We start from the raw sequence: 21,352 nt of genomic DNA on the forward strand, positions 1-21,352 counted from the left end.
AATTATGTTACATCGAATGTAATCTATTCAAAAACGGAATAAAGGTCAAGCGAAATTTTCAAAAAAACCGATTTTTTTTAGGAAATTCAACCTTTTTCTTAAAAAAACACCTAAAATAGGCCATTTTTCCGCAAAATGCCGTTCGTTTCCGCCGCGAAGCGTTCCAATCGCCGTATCTCTTCTTGAGTAAACCTCCGCAGTCTCCAAGGCGTTAACGAGTTGTTGTGAAGCAGGGGATCGCTGCGATGGTCGATGACGAAATCGTCTGTTTTTCTCTCGAAAAGAGGCGTCCCCGGGATGGGGGATATCATGGCGATTCTAATTTCGCTGCCGCACTCCGCCGCGAGCCGGCAAGCCTCCCACGCCGATTCGGGACTTTGTCCCGGCAAGCCGAGTAGGAGATACGTCCCCACTTCGCGGGCGCTGAAACCCGCGTCCAACAAAAGGCGCATGACGCGGCGATAGTCTTCGGTATCGACCTTGGAGCCTGTCTCGCGCTGTAGGCTGGGTTGCGCGGTTTCCAAACCTAGCCGAATGGTAACGAAACCGGCGCGTTTCAACATTCGGGATGTTTCCTCATCGATCTGCCGCACATGAAGCGCGTTTGGAGTATGAAAGCGCGCTTTTACGCGCCGGCGCAGGCATTCTTCCATGAGAGGCAGAAAGTGCTTTTCCCGATTTATCAACAAAGCGTCGTCATAGAAAACTAAATCCGTTGCGTGAAATTCCTTAACGCATCGTTCTATGGAATCCGCCGCCGCTTCCATGGGATACTGGATGAACTGCGGCCAGAGTGAATGCGTGGCGCAATAGGCGCAACGGCAGGGGCAACCGATTGAAGTAACGAGAGGAAGGCAGGAATCGCCCCGCAAAAGGTCGTAGGCGGGTTCGATCCATGTCTTTCCATCGCCGTAAGATTCCGTTTTACCGCCGACGGCGGCGGCGATGCGGTTGACGATTTCCGGCCAATGCCTCCCTGTTATTATGGCGTCGGCGCCGGAATGGATTTCAGCATGGCCGCGGCATAAGGCGGCGTACACTCCGCCGAGAATGACGCAGGCTTTGGGAAAAACGCGGCGCATCATGCATATCGCTTCCTCCGCTCCCGGATACCAATACGTCATCATGCAGGGAATCAAAATTACATCCGGAACTGCCATCTCTCGCAGGCTTTTTTCAACAACATCTATAGGAACGCCATAGCGTTTGAATTCGCGGGGAATGAAGCGAACGGCGGGCGGCGCAGGAATGGCTTCCCGGTAGTAATGACCTGCGCCAAAAGGATTTAAGCGATGGCGTTTGGGTTTGGCGCAGCCTGGAATCTCTTGCAAACGCCGGTCGAGGCAATCGTACAGTTCCACCTCCCAATCCAACCTTCGCAGCAACGAAGCCAGGCGCAAGAGATTGAGCGGCCGCGTCCAATGGTCGAACGCGGCGAAATCGGCGATCCAAGGATTGAATAACAGAGCTCGCATTCCATTCCAAAATTTCTTGCTCTTTTTCAGCTCTAGCCTCAAGAAAGAATCTATCTTCCCATCCAAATCGAAAAGATCGATGGAGCGCGGATATTACTAATCTGCATTGAGATTGGCGCTTCTCCATAAACGGTAAACGGTATTCAATTGGATAAAAGGGCGATAAATTTTTTCGTATTTTCTAAAATAAAATATTTGTTTTTCCGTTTTACTATGATAATGTATTCGCGAATAAAATGTATTCTTTCTTTTCGTTTTGTTTTCATTTTTATTATACTATTTAACAAATTATATAACATACAATGCAATTTAATGGGATAATAAAGGCGTTTGAATCGAGGATGACTTTCTTTACTTGCTCCATAAATGGTTCAGGTGTACAGTTTTTTTTAGCCATCGCCGAAAAAGAAAATCGAAAAATTAAACCGATTTATTCCAGACATCAAGGGAGATAATGGAATGAAGTTCCGGACGGCGCATCATTTAATTAAACGGAGTCTACCTTTATTCACCGGCTTCATGGTTTTACTAAGCGCATGGGCGGCGGTCCTGCCTGATGCGATAGCGAAACCAAGCCTAATCCCCTACGGATCGCCACCCGGCGGCAGTTCCTACGAACAGGGACAACTCTTGGCGCAAATCATTTTGCCTACGCAGCCCAAATTAATCCTCACGCCATCGCCGACGCCTAAGATAATCATAGCGCCAACGATCAAACTGCCTACGATCGTAATTCCGCCAACCAATACGCCGACGCCTGTTCCCATCTTCGACTTGGGCGTCAGCGGAGTCGTCGTCGATACGACGGCCATCGTCCATTCCATTGAGGGGATGGATGTATTGCAAGGCAGTTATTCTATTTCCGTAAAAAATGCCCCGGTGGAGGCTATTCCCGTCAATATCCAGTACAACCTATTGGATTATAAAGGAGTATCGCGCAAGTCGTGGAGGGATGCGAAAACGATTTCCAACAAGTTCCGTTTATCATCGTATACGGCATCCGTCCAATTTAGCGAAAAGGCGGCTACTACCGACGCTTTGCCGCTATCAACCTATTCATTGAGCATTCAAATCTCCGTGGGCGAATCCAAAGATCCTCTGATCGACGCCGCGCTTACAGGAGACAACATCGATCCGGATCAAACCAATAATAAGGCTTCTTCCTCGGCGCAGAAAATTCTCCATCTTTCCGGAACTCTCGTTTTCGGCAATATCGCCACGACGATTACGAGTCTATCCAATTATAATTTTTCTCCCATTAAAATATCTGGAACTGGAAGTTGGAACAGCGCTATTCCCTTTTCTTTCACCGATTTAACCGTGGGACGCAATAACGTGACGCTGGTGGCCGTCGTCTCCAGCGGCTCCGCCGCCTTCGAGCCGCCCAGCAATCCCTATACGCCTACGGCAAGCCGCTGGTCATATCAATACGCGAATGGCGTTTTGAATGCCAGCGGCGCTTTTGCGGATTTAGGCGCCGTTCTTCCCGACGGCGCCGCCTGGCGCAAAGCAGGAGTTAGTGAAATCTCCTTCTCGGAAGAACCGCTCAATCTTAACAACCAGAAACTGACGCAAACGCTGCAAATGGCTTCGGCGGAAGCAACCATCGCCGATCCGCTGATATGGATGAACGAAGGGATTCCCATTATGGCGGCGGGAAACGGCCAGACTTTTTCTCCCGTCAAAGGCATTACCCTAATCGATCCAACGCCCATTTATCGTTTCGCGCCTCATTTCAACGCGGGCTTTGGACCGGGAAAACGGCCAACGAACGACGGCTATCTCTCAGGCAACATAAAATTCGTAAACGATGTCCTCATTACTGAAAGGGGAATGCAGGCCGCCGCGTCGTCCGATTCCGCCGAGTATCTTTCCTCTTTCCCCTATAATGCGAAAACCCGGTTTCAGAATTTGAATTTCACTGTAGTGAACGGCCATATACAAACAAATGCGTCTGATATTCAAATCGCCGACGTAGTCATGAACGCCTCAACGGGTCAATGCCAATCCACAGAGCCAATCACGGCCCTCTTCAATGCAAAAGGCTCTATCGATTCGGACGGGGCCGTCGTCGTCGACGCGGCGCTCGTCAACGAGTATTATCCACGCTTCAACACCTATACGTTCGATCCCATCAGCGCCGCCGTTTGGTATCAGCCGGGCTATGTTCTGCCTAAAGGGGGCGCCACGGACGACGGCGTCAACATCGCGGAATATCTTCAAGCCATGCGGGAGCGTGGGAAAGAGAGATTATATTCCTACGGCGATGTCCGGTTCAGCAAAGGATCGGATTTGTTCGCCGGCTTGAACGTCATGCCGGATGCCCTGCTGGGCCAAAACTTCAAAGTGGAAATCGACGGCAATCCTCTCGAATTGACCAACACGGAATGGACGAAGTTTTATATCCGCCCCGTTGGTTTTACGGGAGTCGTCGACGCCCAGAGTTCGACGAATAAAGTCGAAATCTACAACGATCCCGAATGCGATGGGCAAGGCTACCTCGTTACTATAACCTCTTTTGGCCAAGCCTATCTGGATAACGATTCCGAAGGCTTGGATTCGACCATCGACGGTAAAATCGACATCCCCTGGCCGTCTTCCATCACGGTTCCCTTCGAGGATATGACTTTGAGTGGCTGCGGAAACTTCACGCAGGGTAAAATTCCCGCCGACGCCCAATCGGAGACGAAAACGCTCTCTTATTGGCAGGCGGATTTGCGGCTGCTCACTCTCGCCTTCGATCTGTTGACGGATTCTTCGCAGGATGACGAACGGACATTATGGGTAACCAGCAAGAACACGATTCCCCATCTCGGCGACGAACCGTCGATGCAGATCAACATTCGGCCTTGCGGGACTTTGCGGGAATCGCGCATCGAGAGTCCTTTGTTGACGACGTATGACGGCTTCACAACGACGGCGCAAAAAATCTATCTCACGAATTGGGATGGAACCCATTCGCCGAACGGCTTCTACAGCATTGCGGGCGACTTGACGGTTTCGTTCTTCAATCCACCCAACATTCACGCCATCGTGCGCGGAACGGTGGGCGAATTGGCGTCGGGCGATCCTTGGGCGGACCAAGACGATCCCGACGGCGACCGCGAAGGTTTTCCCTCGTCGTTCAGTTCGGGCGAATCGGACATTTCGGCGAAAATCGCCGATTACGTCGCGAAGAATCCTGTTACGGTTCAAACTCAATTCGCCAATTTAATCAACCTGGAATACACCCTTTCCTACAATAAGACGGATAAGGAGTTCAAATCCGACGAACCGCTCAACCACGATTTGATCGTCATGGACATCATATCCGCCGTGGAATATCTCAACGCATCCAAGACGGAGATTAGTTTCGGCGTGGAAGTGGGCGGACTTCCCGAACTCAATCTCAGCAGCGCCGCCAGCGAATTCTCGGACGAAATATCCAATACTTTCCTCGAACCCGTCCGCGACAAGTTAGACGAAGTCGCCGAGAAATTGACGGGCGATTTGACGCTTTTAATTCGGCAGCAGGTGGAAAGTTTCATCCAACCTTACATCGAATCGATGCTGAATGAGATGAAAGACTATCTGGCTCAGATCGATCCCAGCCAATATGAGGCTTACCTCAACGACGCGAGTTTCCAAAACCTGCTGGACGATATGTTTTCCAGCATCGATCTCTCGACCTACTTGCGGACGGACGATCTCATGCCCGTCGTAGAGGAAATTCAGGACATCATTACGAAACTGCGCGATGTGAACGACGCGCTGCATTTCGATCTCGACGATCTGACCGCCGATCTGGGGCCGCTGACGCAGGCGCTGCTCAGCATGGCGTTCGAATACCTCCAGGAGTCGATCGGCTACGACATCGACGATGTCCTGGCGCCGGTGCAGGACGCGATGGCGGAGATCATCGCGTTTCTGGACGAACAGGTCGTTCCCATCCTGGAAGAAGCGGAAGCCTTCTTTGAAGATCCGACTGTGTATCTCGATACGTACTTCAAACCGGCGGATATCGCCGCTTTGGAGACGCAGATCAAGGATGCCATCAAAGCGGCGCTTTTGGATAAAGCCGAAACCAGTTACAACAACCTGATGAATATATCCGCCGAGGAAGTGACGGATTATCTCATCGATCCCCTTTTCAATTCCCAGATGTTCCAGGATTTGAACGCGGCCGTCACCAATTATCTCTACCCCGTCAAAGAAGCCCTATTGGATCAGGCGCAGGAAGTGTTGGATTCCATCAATGACGCTATAGAGGAATTCATCAAGGAGAAGGCGGAATTGATCGACGGCGTCGCCGCCGAAATCAAGGACACCATCGGCTTCAAGGGCGCTTCGATGAAAGGCTACGCCGTCGTCAGCGGCAACACGATGGAGAAGCTGCACATCGACGCCGAATTTACCATCGCCATTCCCGACGATGTAACCTACAGCGCCTACCTGGATATGACGCGTTATCAGATCAGCAATTCAGGCAAGAACTGCTATGCCAATCTGGATGCGGAAGACGTCATGGACGTGCGCATCGGGGCGGAAGACGTCGGTCTCTCATGGGTGGGCGCGGAACTGACGGCGGAACTCATTGAGATCAAACTGATGATCAGCGGCGGCTCGCTGGTCAACGTCGGCGGGACGCTGCAAACCAAAGGCCAACTTGGCTTCGAAACGATGGCGATCGAAGACCCCTCCTTCGGCGTAGGAATCGGGCTGGTGGAGAATTACATCTGGGCCAGTTGCACCGTCAAATTCGACGCCTACCAAATGAGCGGCGGCATTTTCTTGGGAACGTGTTGCTCGCTGGAGCCGCTGGAGATTATCGATCCCGAAGTGGCCTCGTTGTTAAACACCGACGAGATGCGGGGCGTATTCTTGAGTGTGGAAGGCTCCTTCCCGATTTTGAATTACGGCTGCGGCCTGCGGGTGGCGGCGGAAGGGGGCGTCGCGATGTGGTACTTCGCCGACGGTCCCACCTATGGCGGAAAATTGACCGCAGGCGCCTATGGCGAAGCGGGCTGCGTTGTGAGCGTAAAAGGCAGTTTGACTTTGATCGGCGGCAAAGACGGCTCTCAATATTACTTCAATGGAAGCGCCTGGGTCGCTGGAGGCGTCGGCTCGTGCGAACCGGAGGATTGGGATTCGCCCGGGGACGTTTTGGACGACAGTTGGTGTTTGGCCTGCGTAGCGAGTTTCGATATCACGTACAAAAACGGAGAATGGAGTGCGGACTATGACGTGGACTGCGGCTAAGCGAATTTTCATTCTCACCCTCGTCATTGCGGGTACGCTTCCCGCGATGCGCGGCGCGGCGGCGGAGGAGGCGCAAATGTTCTTCACCGCCATCGCGGGACAAGCAAGCGACGGAGAAACGCCCATTCTGCTGCGGTGGTATTCGTCCGGCGATCTTCCCCCGGCGGATGAATTTACTATTTACCGCAAAGCGGGAGACGCCAGTTCGCCGGGACCAATGAAAGCCATTGGGGCGACAAGCCGGTTGCGCAATATCCCCTTGATAAAAAGCATTCTCGATATGCCGCAGCAGCTGCGCGCCAAGGCGGATATTATGGCCATCCTGCGCGAGATTCTGGACGTTCCCGTAACGGAGGATTCCTATATCGAACAGTTGTTGCAACTGCTTGACGAGAGCGGGGACTGCAACAATTGCCAATTGCGCCGGAATATGATGATTCAATCCAATTACGCCGTCGCCATTATCGAGGGATACGGTTATCTCGATACTGTCGCATCCGGCGTTTATACTTACGAACTGCGAACCGCCGCCGCCCAGGAAGAGGATCGCATCGTCCTCGGACGGGCTACGATTGACGCTTCAACGCCGACGCAGTTGGCAGCTCCACAACAGCCGGAGTTCATTGATGTGCCTGGCGAACGCGGGCATTTGAAAGTCTACCTGCGCTGGGACCTTTCCGCCGAATTGGCGGATCAACGCGCCGCCATGTTCGGTTATAACGTTTACCGGGGGACGGGCGATCTTTCCAGCAGCGATTTCGACGCGCTGATGGCGGCGGGACAGTTGAGGAAAATCAACTCGGTTCCCATTCTTCCTCCGGCGGGGCAGGCGGTGAGCGGCGGCGAGGATAATTCCTATTTCTTCATGGATGACAATCTCAAGCGCGAAAAAACCGGTCCGGCAGGCATCCCCTTCCGGGCGGGCGACCGTTTCACCTACTGGGTGACGGCTCGCGACTTGCTGGGACAGAATGGCCTCCCTAGTCCGCCCATCGTAGAGGTTGTTCCCGACAAACGGGCGCCGCGCATTCCCCGCGGATTGCATACAAGAGTTGTGGAAATTGCCGGCCAGAAGCGGATTTTCCTGGAATGGGACCGCAATACGGACGACACGGCTTCTTACAATATTTATCGTTTCCGGCAATACGACCACGTCGGGCGGACGGACGCCTACTCGCCCATCGACGGCCTGACGGAAGGCTTGATTTCGTCTATTCCCCAACCAGCGGCGGGCAATCCGAAATACGCCGATCCCAATATCAAACTGCCACAGGATGAAAACAAGGCGTTTTGGTATTGCCTCTCGGCGGTGGATTCATCCGGCAACGTTTCCGCTTTATCGCCGCCCATTCGCGGCGTTATCTTCGACGAAACGCCGCCCGATGCGCCGGCGCAACCGCAAATTTGCGTTCAGCAGGAAAATTGCTCTCTTCACAATATCGCCATGGGAACGTTTAAGGGAACTTCGGGAGATGTGGAAGTAGAAATCAGAATTCAAAAGGAAACCCGCGGACCGCTTTCGCTCAGCGTCGCCCGCGAAACGACGGTATGGACCGAGGGACGGCAACAAACTTCGATAACAACCATCTATTCCGGGGCATTCCCCAATGACGATCCTTTAGTCGTCAAAGATCAATTTGCGAAAACGGATTCTTATACGTATATCCGGTATATTGTCACGATTCATACGAACAGAGGGCAAATTTGCAAGACTTTTTACATCCCCAGAGAAGACGATCAGAACGGCTACAAAACCATTAACGGCTACGCCCACGAAGGAGTGGATATTCATATCGAATGCAAGGCGGGCATCCAATTGGAAACCATCTGCCGTCCATCGGAGCCGGGCGGCGTTACGCATATTCCAGTGGACGAAAGCGGCATGGTCGATCCCGTAACCTTCGTCATCGATAGACCTACGGACGCTTCGGGAATTATCCTCTATCGCAGCCCCAATTGCACGGATTATTATCCGGTGGACGAAGTCTACTACGAAGACGGCGCCGCCACGCTGACGGTGGAGGATCATTTCAATCCCCAACAGGGCGGGCGCGTCTGCTACGCCATCCAAGCGTTCGACGAGAACCACAATACAAGTTCGATTACCTATATCGAAACCCAGGTTCTCATCCCGGCGGATATCGCCAATGCCATCGTCCCCTCGATGCAAAACGCGGAACCGCTGGGTGATTCGACGGCGCCGGAAATGAAACTGACGTGGTTCGGCCCCGCTTCCAGCATCGCGGCCTTCCGCATCGAATTCGCCACAGCAGAAAATTTCGCCAGCCTCGCGGGCCAGGTGCAAGTCAGTTCAAATCAGTATGCGTTCGATAGCGAGAACAGCATTTATTCCGCCAAGTTGAACAAGATCGACGCATCGGGCGAACCGATCGCCATCGATCAAACTTATTTCATCCGCGCCGCCGCCCTCATGCAAAACGGCGACGAGCGAGACAGCAACAATTACCTCTCGTTCATTTGGACGCAGGAGGTTGGGCCGTTCGATCATCCCGTCTGGCCGGTTCGCGACATGCCGCCTGCAATTAGTTCCGTTATCTGGGGATACTGGCTCCAACCGTTAACCAATCCGCCCAGTCCATTCACTTACGGCGTTGGCGTAAAGATCGGCAGCTTAACGGTCTCGGAAAAACAGTTGGCGGAGATCGATCTCGATATTGCTCCTCCCTTCATCGTCTATCGGCAGCGCGCCGATAAAGCCGATCGAACCTACAAACAAATTAGTCCCTTGATCGAGAAGATCGACATCGATCAATACGGGAGTCTATCGGACCCGTTCTTTGCGCTGCGCTATTATTGGCAAACGCAGCCGCCCGTCGATCAAAACCGAAAAGAAAATATCAAAGCGATTTTCTTCCTGGACACGGTCAATCTTATCTATGGCGCGGAGTACCGATATAAAATCGCGACATTGGACGCCGAGACGGGAGAGATCGTGAAGGTTTATGGACCAACCAATACGGTGGAGGTCGTCGATCCATGAAGCAATCAGTCCGCAATACCCCTTCGCAAGGATTCGTCCGAACGTTCCTGGCGGCGATTCTGATTTCCTGCTGCGCTTATTCGGCGCTCGGGGAAATCGTTCCCAGCCTGGACGCCGTCGACTTGAACGGCGATGGTTTCGACGGCCTTCTGTTTCTTAACGAGAACGGAACGTTGGGCGCGCAGGACAATATTTATGGGAAAGCAGGATTTGTCTTGCCGTCCCATTTTTCCACACTCCTTTACGCCCAATCGAGCTCTGCAGGACCCGCCGCCGTCTCGGATTTCACGAAGGACGGCGTATTCGATCTTTTCCTGCTTTATCCAGACGAAGGCGGTTTCGAAGCGTTCTGGGGTCCGAAGTTCCAACAGAATGATTCCTACGCCATTACGGGACTAGGGGCGAGAGCGTCTGCGCTCGCTTTTTACAGCGGACGCGAATCCATGGCGGCGCTGGGCTTCTCTGAATCTTCCCGTATTGTTTTTCTCCAGGCGCAGAGCGATTTTAGCATTGAACAAGTTGGCGCCATCAACGCTGGAGCGCCTGTAAAAGCGCTGGCGTGGTGCGACTTCGATAACGACGGAAGTGAAGAACTTATCGTTTTAACGAAAGAAGAACGCAAGCAGGAAGTAATACTGATTACGCCGAATTTCACGGCCATCCCCATCAAATGGACGCTCCGTTCCCTCGCAACGATCTCCTCCGCCGAAGTCTCCAGTATGGCGATCGGCGCCATGAATAATGACGAATGGGCCGATATTGTTTTATGGTCAGACGCGAAGGAGTGCCTTGCGCTACTGGGTAGCAAAACCGGCGCATTTACATCCTTTGCTTTTTCTTTAGGCCAATCCTTTCGTAAAAAAGCCATCGATGCGGATGGGGATGGAGCGTTGGATTTCATAGCGATCTCTCCCGAACGCGATCAAGCCAATGTCTATTTGAACAACGGATTTCTCGTTTTCGCGGAAGCCGCCATCCCCAATGCGGGGGAGAGAATCGTCGATGCGGCTATTGGTTATTTCTCGCAGACCAAAACGAAGGAAATCCTACTCTGGACAGGAGACAAAACCCAATTCAAATCCGGTTCCTCTCTTTCGCTATATAGTCCTTCCAATGGCAAATTCGTCAAAACGGCGGAATCGAAAGCCCCCGCCTTGGAAGCCGACAACGAAAGCGGATACGAAAACGTTTTCATCTATAAAACATCGGAGTATCAAAACGGAGAACCTTATATCTACCGCTCCTACCGCGTCGACGATTGGACTACGCAAGCCTCCGCCATCGCCGCTGGCCAAGTGGAGATCGAACGGGAGATTCTGCAAAACGGCCAACTGACTCCCGCCGCCGCCGTAACCTTGAGCGGCCTCGATTTTCTGGACAATCCCGCCGATTACATGGCGGGGATCAATCAAACCAGCGAAAGCCAGTCCGTCTTCTCCTTCGGCTCGCCGCAACTGCCGCGCCCGGTGCGATTGGAGGTTTCGCCGTCTAGCGGGGCGTATAACCGCACGCTCTCCATCGAACCAGTGATGGAGAACGGCGCAGCTGCGTATTACAGCCTCAACGGCGCTCCCTGGAAAAAATACATACCCGGAACTACAGAAATTGCGCCCTACAGCAACGCGACGGTTTCCTTTTACGCTATCAAGAGCGGGGAATATAGCTCCGTTGTTACTCAATCGTATGTTATTCGTCAATCCCCTTCCGCCGATTCCGATGGCGATGGCATCCCGGATGCGCTTGAAGGGGCGTTTGGGTTGTCCATCTTCTCGGCGAGCCGCGATTTCGACGGCGACGGCTGGGACGATCTGGACGAATTGATTCGCAGCTCCGATCCCGATGACTCCGGCAGCGCTCCTCTCGACTCCGATACGCCCGCCGCCATCGATCCAGCCAATCCCCAAGCGGGAGACGGATGGAGCGATTTCGACGAAGCCATACGCCAAACGAATCCCAACAATGCAGAATCAAAGCCCATCGCGCCCGGCATTCACGCCGGCGAATATCAAATCGAACTCAGTCCCGGCAGCCGTCTCGCCAAAGACGATCAACTGGACGATATCAGCGATGGTTCAACGTTAACGGCGCGAGACCTCATCGGTTCCACGATCGCCTCGGCAACATTGACGGAAGCGAAATGGACATTACGCCTTCCCGGCCATGAGCCGATGATCTTGCAGGCCAGCGAGAAAAGCGCTCGGACAATGACATTGTTAAGTTACAGCTCGTCCTGGATTCCCTGCTGGAATCCGGCTTCGGCTTATGACGGGAGCCAATCCGCCGCGCAGTGGCTGGAGGATTTGCGCGCGGCGGCGCAATCGGCCTATACGCAAAGAACGGAAGTCGTAAGCGCCTCGTCCACCGCCGCCGTTTTAGCCTTCGAGTATTGGATGGCGACGGAAACGGGATTCAACCGGCCCATTCAATGGGGCGTCGAAGGCGCCGCTCCTTCGCGCGAGCAATTGGACGCTCTAATAGATAAATTCGATCTCGACGCCGTCTATACCCATTTCGAAACGGCATTGAGCAACGGGCATAGTTGGCAAAATATCGTCCTTCAAATGATCGATCATTGGAGGGCGATTCCCCCTGCCGATAATATCGATGTAGTAATACAAAAATTGTTATGGAAAGAAGCGACGCCGGAATCGAATCTGCCGCCGGGATTTTTCGCCGACGCCTTCGCGCAAGCGGCGCAGGATTTGAGAGCGCTGTTTTTCAGCGTTCCCAAGCGCGAAGTATCGCTCACCGGCGCCGTTAGTTTCGAATATCGAACGCCCATTCTAACAACAGAGGACGGGCAGGCCTACATTTTGGACTTAGGCGGCGCCAGCGTCATTTCCGGCGCGACGGTTACGATCCAAGGAACGCTGGAAACTCAATGCGCCGCCTCCTCAGCGCAGATCGTGAGAGTTTCCTCTACGGCGACTTACGAATCCGTTCTGGTTTTAAACGATATAGACTCGGATCATGACGGTCTGGCCGACCAGTGGGAGAAATACTATTTCGGCGAACTCTCTTACGGTCCCGGCGACGATATGGACGAGGATGGATACGTCAATGGCGACGAATTCAACGCCATGACCAATCCGCTCAGCGCCTCGTCGATGCCCTCGACGCCTCCTTCGACGCCGACGCCGACTTTTACGGCGACGCCGACGCTGGAACCTTCGCCGACGCCGACCGTTACTCCCACCGTCATCGCGGAGGCGACAGCTACGCCGACGATTGCGCCTCCCTCGCCAACGGCTACGCCTATGGAAATCGCATCACCGACCATACTGGCGCCGACGGCGACTCCGATTCTAGCCACTCCGACGTTCATGCCGACGCCGACGTTGCTTCCGCTTCCAACCTTAACGCCAACTCCCACGAAGACGCCCATCCCGTCCAAAATGGACGAAGTGATTTTGGCGCAGGGATTCGGCGGCGATACCTTAGTCAATGTCCGCAGTTTCGCGCCGGATCAACCGTTCCCTGGCGCCACGATTCTTTCCTTCAACGCCTTAAACAAAGCGTATGAAGCCATTCTAGGCGGCGGTTTGGATCGCGCCGTTTATATCTCCACCGGCGATGTCAACAACGATGGATCGCCGGATATCGTTACCTCATTCGGCCCCATCACGAAGACGTCGCTTTATCCCAACACCGTTATTCCGCGCGATTCCAAGACGCGAAGCGTCATCGGCCATTCTTTCACCGCTTTCCCCGCCGGGAACGCGCTGCCCGTGCAACTGACTTCGGGCGAACTGCGCACAGCCGTCGGCGACTTTATCGGAGCGGGCATGGCGCAAATCGCCGTCGCTCAAGGCGCGGGCGGGCATGGCCTGATTCGCCTCTTCCAGTATACGGGCAATCCTGCGCCGAACGGATGGAAGATCGTCAGCCAAATCACCGGCCTTTCCGGAACGGCGATGTCCAAGAACCTAAACGGCGGCCTGACCCTAGCCGCTGGCGATTTGGACAACGACGGGCGGGACGAATTGCTGGTGGGGCAAACCAATAGCTCCACTTCGCAGACGCTCTTCCACGTTTTGGACATCAACTCGGCGGGTCAGGTCGAGGGACGCTACCCCTACGCCGGATTCCCGCTCAAGTTCCAAGGCAACGGCGGCGTGGAGTTGGCGGTGGCGGACTTGAACGGCGACGGCGTCAAGGAGATCGTCGCCGCCAGCCAGGGCAACAACCGCGATCACGGCGACGCGCGCGATACCGCGTCTCTGAGCGGGATATGCGTCATCGAGCCGAAAATCGAGAACGGCAAGATCGCCGGATTTTCCTTGCCGCAAAACAGCGTTTGGAGCGTCTTCAGCGAAGCCGACAATCCCTCCGGCGCCGTCAGCCTGGCGGCGGGTGAGTTGAATGGATACGCGGCGGACGGCCTGGAGTTGGTTGTAGGAACAGGAGCGATCGTCGAGTATAACGGCTTGATCGTTAAAACCGTGAAGCCTGCGCCGCAATCGCTCTACCGCCTTATCAAAGTCAACTTCGACGGCCAGAAGGTCAGCGGCGTTTCTTCTATTGTCGGATCGAAGAGCGGAATGAAAGCCTTCATCGGAAGTTCCAATCCGCTCAGCGGAGCGATTTTCGTCGGCGCCGCCGATACGAACTGATTCGAGCAAAAGCAATAACGTTCAAAGGGGGCGGCTCGCCATCGGGCCGCCCTTTTTTTTCGGCATTCATTATGGCGTCTGCATTGTGCAGCGGATGGGAACGTCGATCCTTAGCCTGCGGAATGCTTCCTTTGATATTTCCGATTATTCCTATCAACTTTGCTAAAAATATTATATTATGATATACCCCTATTATTTATATCGCTTAGCGTTTTTCAGGAGCGTTCGTCATGAAACCGAAATATTACTACCTTATCAATGCCATACTATTTTTGGGATTTTTCTTGATCGATCTCCCTCAAGTCCAAGCTGCAGAACCGATAGTCTCCAACGTCAAGGCGTCGCAGCGGCTGGACGGATCGAAGCTCGTCGATATCTATTACGACGTGGAAGATGCGGACAGCGCCGCCGTAACCGTCTCCGTAAAAATTTCCGATGACGACGGGATTACGTTTCTCATTACTCCCGTCACCCTTTCTGGCGATGTGGGCGAAGTGGCGCCGGGCAAGAACAAACATATCGTCTGGGACTGCGGCCAAGACCTGCCGGGACGCAGCGGGGATTACTTCAAGGCAGCCGTGACTGCGTATGATTCATCCGAGAATATTACTATAAACATCCCCGGTTTGCCTTCTGGAGCCAAGCCGCTGGAGATTGTATTGATCCCGGCGGGGACGTTTACGATGGGTTCGCCGAATGGCGAGCCTGGGCGGAATACGAATGAAGGCCCGCAGCATCAGGTAACGATCACTAAACCGTTCTATATGGGAAAGTACGAAGTAACGCAGGCGCAGTGGCAGGCGGTGATGGGAGCCAATCCATCGAATTTTAAAGGAAACAATCTTCCTGTAGAAAATGTATCTTGGGATGATTGCCAAAACTTTCTCTATTATATAAATAAGTTGGGGCAAGGAACTTTCCGGTTGCCTACGGAGGCGGAATGGGAGTATGCCTGCCGGGCGGGGACAACGACTCGGTTTTATTGGGGAGACGATCCGAGTTATACCCAGATTAAAGACTATGCGTGGTATGATGGAAACAATAGCCCATCTGGAACGAAGGAAGTGGGCTTGAAGTTGCCCAATGCCTTTGGACTCTACGATATGAGCGGGAACGTATGGGAATGGTGCCAGGATTGGTATGGCAGTTACAGTTCAGCGTCTCAAATTGATCCAGCTGGCGCAAATAGTGGATTGAATAGGGTTCTTCGCGGCGGCTTCTGGGAAATCAACGCCTGGAGCTGCCGGTCTGCGCATCGTTACAACGAAACTCCGGATGTCTGGCACATCTTCTTTGGATTTCGTCTCGTCAGGACTTACGATCAAATCATAGCAACCCCAACGCCCATCTCGCCCACTCCCACTCCTGTACCGCCCACTCCTACTCCAGTTGCGGCGGGCGAGACGATTACCATAAACATCACTGGTTTGCCTTCGGGATCTACGCCCCTGGAGATGGTATTGATCCCGGCGGGGACGTTTACGATGGGCAGCCCGGATAACGAGCCAGACCGTGATTCCGATGAAGGACCGCAGCATCAAGTAACCCTCACCAAGGCTTTTTATATGGGGAAGTATGAAGTGACCCAAGCGCAATGGCTGGCGGTGATGGGAAGTAATCCAGAGTCACTTTATGGCGTCGGATCTAACTATCCTGTGCATTACGTATCTTGGAACGATTGCCTAACTTTCATACAAAAATTAAACCAGACGGGTCAGGGGACGTTCCGATTGCCGACAGAGGCGGAATGGGAATACGCCTGTCGCGCAGGGACAATTACCCGCTTCTATTGGGGCGACGATCCGAATTCTTCGCTGATATATCAATACGCTTGGTTTCAAGATAATTCAAATAATTCTTCGCATGAAGTGGGATTGAAGTATCCAAACGCTTGGGGATTGCATGATATAAGCGGCAATGTGTGGGAATGGTGCCAGGACTGGTATGGAAGTTATAGTTCAGCGTCGCAAAATGATCCATACGGAGCCAATAGCGGTTCGTATAGGATACTCCGAGGCGGCTGTTGGAACCTCATCTCCGGGAACTGCCGTTCCGCCGACCGCGTTAAGGGCATACCCGATAGCGGCAACAGCTACAGCGGCTTCCGGGTGTGCAGGACGCAGTAGCTATTTGCTATTTTGCTCTTGGGATTCCAAGGGGCATGCTCCATGGTCGTGGAAAATTTTTGAATCACGAAAGTGCGAAAGGACGCGAAGACCACGAAAAATGCTTTTCTTCGTGCAATTCGTGGAAATTCGTGATTTCGTGGTTCGAACGGGCAAGGCGAGGCGGCAAAGGGAATATTGCGGTTGAATTTGCCCTTGCTTTTACAATATCCTAATCATGATGACCGGGACGGAAGGATTTTCAGGATAAAAACATTGCCAACATCCTGTTCATCCTGAAAATCCTGGATATCAAGATTCAGACAATTAATTAACTGAACGAGGAACCTGGAAATGCATTATAATGAATGCCGCGATATAGCTCCTTAAGGAGACGCTGGATGCACACGCTTGTAACGCCGCCGTTGCGATGGAGGAACGCCATGAGGAAATGCTTGGGATTTGTATGGTGTTTGATTCTAGGGATAGCTGCAATCGCAGCCGCCGATACGGGCAATTCCAACCGCTTTACTGTAATCAATCTGCCGGCCGGCTACTCGAGCCGTTTTTCCATCGACAACAACGCCCCGGCGGCGATTACGCCCACGCCTACGCCGTCGTCCGATCTCATGACGGTGGAGCGGATCCTCCCGGCGTATTATTCTCCGAATAACATCTATACCATCACGCTGAATATTAAAGTGAACACCGGTTTTTATATCGAATTCGCTCTCGCCGATTATCTTCCAACGAATTGGTCGATCGTCAGTTATTCGGTCGATATTAATGCTTACGATGACATTGCGTTCAGCTGGTCGGGAAATTACACAACCGCTTATTGGCTGGTCGGAATATCGGCGCCGGGAAACTATACGTTGTCCTATAACGTATTCGTTCCTTCCGGCGATGCGGGCGATAAAGTATTCAATGGCTATTACAATATCTATTTTTATTATCTTGTGAATATCGTATCGAATAATGTGGATATTGCAGGCGATTCTTCGATCGGCGATTCCGCCCCGGCGCCCACGAACACGCCGACGAAGACTATCGCGCGGACGCCGACTCGAACGCCAACGCTCACGCCGAAGCCTACGCCTACGTTAACCTTCACCAATACGCCCACGGCGACGCGGACATTGACTTATACGCCCACGTCGACTCAAACGAATACGCCCGTCCCCACCCCAACCCGCACGCCCACTCTGGCGCCGACATTCACTAACACGCCAACACTCGTAATTATTCCAACTAACACATCGACGAACACTCCGATTCCGCCAACTCATACGCCAACCTACGCGGCGACAAGCACGCCTCAGCCTCCGCCCACAAACACGCCAACGCCTACGGCGACTCCAGGAACAGTCATAGTTCGCGTCGATTTCGCCGTGAAAGTGTATGACGCCAATACGTTTCAACCTATCAAGGATGTTTTTGTCATTTTGACCGATCCGCCGATGAATGTTAAAACTAATGCTTCCGGCGCGGCGATTCTATCTCAAATCCCGCAAGGTAGAATTCATCTTACCATATTGATTTCCGCTTACGAAACCAAGGAAATCGATATCGATGTCAGCGCGCAAAATACGAATACGACGGTTTACTTGGTTCCCTTGACTGGACCTACATCGACGCCCACGCCAACGTTGGCGGTTGCGCCTTCCCATACTCCGGCGGCGCCTACATTTACTCCAACCGCCAAGCCTGATGATATTCTAACCCTAATTGCTTTGTCCAAGAGCCGGTTGGTGGAATTGTATGGACAGGACGCAACGGCGGCGCTCTTGACTAAGTTGAATGCGCTTTTACTGCATAAAACCGTTTTGGGAGAAATACTGGATTTGGATCAATACACATCCTTGCGCGACAAGTACAAAGCTTGGGATGCAGACAGCCATCAGATGTACTTAGGAACCAAGACGGAAGGACAGGACAACATTCGCCTGGCCAACGCCGTGGCGGAAGACGTCAAGACGATTATCGGCGCCAAGCGCATCGAGCAGAAATACGCCAAAGTGAAATATCTCGTCATCATCGGCTCGGACGCCGCCGTTCCCTTCTACCGCGTAGAAAACCAATCGCGAACCAATAACAGCGAATTTAACTATTATAAAAAACTGGATCAAACGCATCCATTATCCATCGCGCTGCGGCAGGATCGGCTTTTAACGGACGATTACTATGCCGATTCCACGCCGGCCTGGATGAAATCGGATTTGGAAAAGGAACTATATCTGCCAAACGATTTGTTAGTCGGAAGGTTAGTGGAAACGCTGGAAGAGATGGGCGCCATGATCGACGCTTATCTTACCAACAATGGGCAAATTGATTTTAATAAAGCGCTGGCGGCAGGCAGCGATTCTTATACCAATGGAGTAGATTTGGCTGTTAAAATCCTGTCATCCGATTTGGGCATCGTCAACCGTTTGCCGGAAGGCGACGATTCTTTCGAATTGGTCACGGCGCTGAACAAGAACAATCCTCTCAATCTATTGGGCCTGCATGGAACGCATGACAAGATATACCGCACGAAAATGATCTCTCCCCTATCCGCGAAAACCGCTAAATCGAATCTGCAAACGCTGCTCGGTTCGATCGTGTTGAACTGGGGCGGCCACGGCGGGTTGAATCTCGATCGGCGCATCGCCAACCCGACCAAGGAATACGATAATTTCACGGACGTTTTCATGAAAACCGGAGTAGGCGCTTATCTGGGAACCACCGCCTTCGCAGGCTCCAGTTTGGAAAGCATCGGCTTTACGGAACTGCTGGGACTGCGCTTCCTCGACGCATTAATTTCGGGCACGGCTTCCATGACCATCGGCGAAGCGTATCAAAAAGCCAAACGGGAATATTGGCTGAACGAGAGCAACGGCCTGGCGGATTCTAATCTAAGTTTGGAGGAAGTGAAGCAGAACATCAGCGACGATGCGAAGGTACTGTCGGGATTGATATTGTACGGGCTGCCTATGTTCCGGGTAACTTCCAGCGAACAAGGCAAAGTCAATCCACTGTCCGAAAAATCTTACATTAGCCCCTTCGCCATGAAGCCGATGATAGTAGAGCCGAAAGCCGTAACCGGAAGCCTGTTCCAAGTGCAGCTGGGCGCGGCGCTGGAAGACAATTATATGAAAGAAAACGTCACCGGCGCCGGTCGTTATTACGCATTTAACAGCGTTACGCAAACGAACGTTAACGAACCGATCCAGCCGCGCATCGGCTTTTACACGGGCGCGGAGAGTTTCTTCCCCAAAGGCGCCGTATTGGAATCGGCCAAATACATTACAATACCCAATTTCGATCCGGTGATCGAAGGCGGGCAATGGGGCGAGGAGAATGTAAGCGAAGGCGCATTCGAAAAGCAGGGATATTTTCCCGCCATTCCCTTTACCGTCAATACCATTCCGCAACAAGGCAGCGTTCCGCCATTGCAGAAATTCGTATTCATCGCGGGGCAGTATAATAAAGAAAAGCAGACGGAACGCTTGTATACGGAAGTGAAGTACAGCACATACTACACGGGAGAGAAGACGGACGCTATCGCTCCAACCCTATCGGAGCCTTTTATGAAAACAGAAAGCGAAGCGCAAGTAAGCCTGCAAGGCTGGGATCAAAACAACGAACCGTTGTATCGCGTGATTCTAACCTATACGGACAGCGAAGGCGAATGGAAGGCGCTGGATATGACGAAGTCCAACGCCAATCCGAAGGAATGGCAAGCGAGACTAGCTTACAATCCAGACATAGAATTTTTCATCCAAGCGGTGGACGCCTTGGGCAATGTAAAATATCTGGACAATCGAGGGCAGTATTACAAGCCCGCCCCGCCTACGAGCATCGATTTATATACATTGTTGAAATTGACGGTGGAAGGATTTTAACGGCTGTATAGGGAAATGGATTCCGCCCAATCGAGAAGCATAGATTGTGAAAGTACAGTTTCCTTCAAGGAGCGTGAGGAAAAAGATGGCTTCCTTCGCTGGAACCGCCGTATTGGCCGTCATTACTTTATATATTTTTTTCCGGTGGTTCGAGCGGATCAACGTCTGGGCGCCTACGCGGGAATTGATCGCGACGCCTGAGATTGTGGGATTGAATTACGAGGATGTTTACTTCGCCGCGGCGGAAGGCGTTAGATTGCATGGATGGCATATCCCCTGTGAATCGGCGCGCGCAGCACTGCTTTTCTGTCATGGCAACGGTGGTAATATCAGCCATCGCACGGAGAGTATGAGGCAGCTGCATTCGCTGGGGGTACACATCTTCATATTCGATTATCGCGGATACGGCCAAAGCGAAGGGCGGCTGTCGGAAGCGGGAACTTATGCGGATGCGCTAGCGGCTTACGAATGGCTGCGGGCGAAGCATCCCGATGCGCCCATCGTTCTCTTCGGGCGTTCGCTGGGCGCGAATATCGCCGCCGATTTGGCGTTGAAGACGGATGCGGCGGCGTTGATTTTCGAGAGCGGTTTCACCTCGGTGGAAGAGTTAGGCAAAGAGATTTTTCCCTTTCTCCCCATCCATTTTCTTCACACGATCGACTATGACGCCCAATCCAAAATCCCCAACATTCAAACGCCGATTCTTTTCATCCACAGCCCCGAAGACGACATTATTCCTTACCATCACAGCCAAAAACTATACGCCGCCGCTACGGCGAAAAAGGAACGCTTAATCATTCACGGCGGGCATAACGATGGATTTATTCTATCGGAAGCGGAATACTTGCGGGGGATAGATTCTTTTTTGGAACGAGTTCTTCCCGCCGCCGAACAATAACCCTACATTCGATTTTCACGAACCGATCAGTTCCTTGATCGCTGTTATCAATAGCGGCAAGTCCAAGGGTTTTTTGAAGATGCGGTCGGCGCCGGAATTTTTGGCGATTTCCAAATAATCCCCCGCATCGACGATGCC

The 21,352-nt window shown here is 52.7% G+C and carries 7 protein-coding genes; 6 read left to right on the top strand and 1 reads right to left on the bottom strand.

Annotated features, from left to right (window positions below):
• Positions 1-110: 110 nt before the first annotated feature.
• On the bottom strand, positions 111-1,475 hold the full coding sequence (locus AB1656_25305) for a B12-binding domain-containing radical SAM protein (GenBank protein MEW6238717.1): 1,365 nt from the start codon (positions 1,473-1,475) through the stop codon (positions 111-113).
• Positions 1,476-1,934: 459 nt separating this feature from the next.
• Here AB1656_25305 and AB1656_25310 point away from each other — a divergent pair, with 459 nt between their 5' ends.
• From AB1656_25310 to AB1656_25335, 6 genes are all read left to right on the top strand, one after another.
• On the top strand, positions 1,935-6,713 hold the full coding sequence (locus AB1656_25310; protein MEW6238718.1) for a hypothetical protein: 4,779 nt from the start codon (positions 1,935-1,937) through the stop codon (positions 6,711-6,713).
• Entirely contained in the window at positions 6,694-9,714 is a 3,021-nt protein-coding gene (locus AB1656_25315) for a hypothetical protein (GenBank protein MEW6238719.1), read from the top strand. The genes AB1656_25310 and AB1656_25315 overlap by 20 nt, the downstream gene beginning before the upstream one ends.
• Complete coding sequence (locus tag AB1656_25320) at positions 9,711-14,327, top strand: VCBS repeat-containing protein (protein ID MEW6238720.1); 4,617 nt, start codon at positions 9,711-9,713, stop codon at positions 14,325-14,327. Before AB1656_25315 ends, AB1656_25320 begins: the two co-directional genes overlap by 4 nt.
• Positions 14,328-14,557: 230 nt before the next feature.
• The gene (locus AB1656_25325; protein MEW6238721.1) at positions 14,558-16,453 is read left to right on the top strand and encodes a formylglycine-generating enzyme family protein; all 1,896 of its coding nucleotides are present in this window, start codon (positions 14,558-14,560) and stop codon (positions 16,451-16,453) included.
• A gap of 380 nt (positions 16,454-16,833) precedes the next feature.
• Positions 16,834-20,316 carry a hypothetical protein gene (locus AB1656_25330; GenBank protein ID MEW6238722.1) on the top strand — a complete coding sequence of 1,161 codons (3,483 nt, stop codon included), beginning with the start codon at positions 16,834-16,836 and terminating at the stop codon, positions 20,314-20,316.
• An 85-nt stretch (positions 20,317-20,401) separates the two neighbouring features.
• Positions 20,402-21,214 (top strand): alpha/beta hydrolase, encoded by an 813-nt coding sequence (locus tag AB1656_25335; protein ID MEW6238723.1) that lies wholly within the window; start codon positions 20,402-20,404, stop codon positions 21,212-21,214.
• Positions 21,215-21,352: the final 138 nt, after the last annotated feature.

The organism is Candidatus Omnitrophota bacterium (assembly GCA_040755155.1).
Taxonomy (GTDB): domain Bacteria; phylum Hinthialibacterota; class Hinthialibacteria; order Hinthialibacterales; family Hinthialibacteraceae; genus JBFMBP01.

Bases quoted from the DNA above. Each gene is read 5' to 3' on its own strand.
- AB1656_25305 (MEW6238717.1), bottom strand. From the start codon at position 1,475: ATGCGAGCTCTGTTATTCAATCCTTGGATCGCCGATTTCGCCGCGTTC.
- AB1656_25310 (MEW6238718.1), top strand. From the start codon at position 1,935: ATGAAGTTCCGGACGGCGCATCATTTAATTAAACGGAGTCTACCTTTA.
- AB1656_25325 (MEW6238721.1), top strand. From the start codon at position 14,558: ATGAAACCGAAATATTACTACCTTATCAATGCCATACTATTTTTGGGA.
- AB1656_25335 (MEW6238723.1), top strand. From the start codon at position 20,402: ATGGCTTCCTTCGCTGGAACCGCCGTATTGGCCGTCATTACTTTATAT.
- AB1656_25315 (MEW6238719.1), top strand. From the start codon at position 6,694: ATGACGTGGACTGCGGCTAAGCGAATTTTCATTCTCACCCTCGTCATT.
- AB1656_25320 (MEW6238720.1), top strand. From the start codon at position 9,711: ATGAAGCAATCAGTCCGCAATACCCCTTCGCAAGGATTCGTCCGAACG.
- AB1656_25330 (MEW6238722.1), top strand. From the start codon at position 16,834: ATGCACACGCTTGTAACGCCGCCGTTGCGATGGAGGAACGCCATGAGG.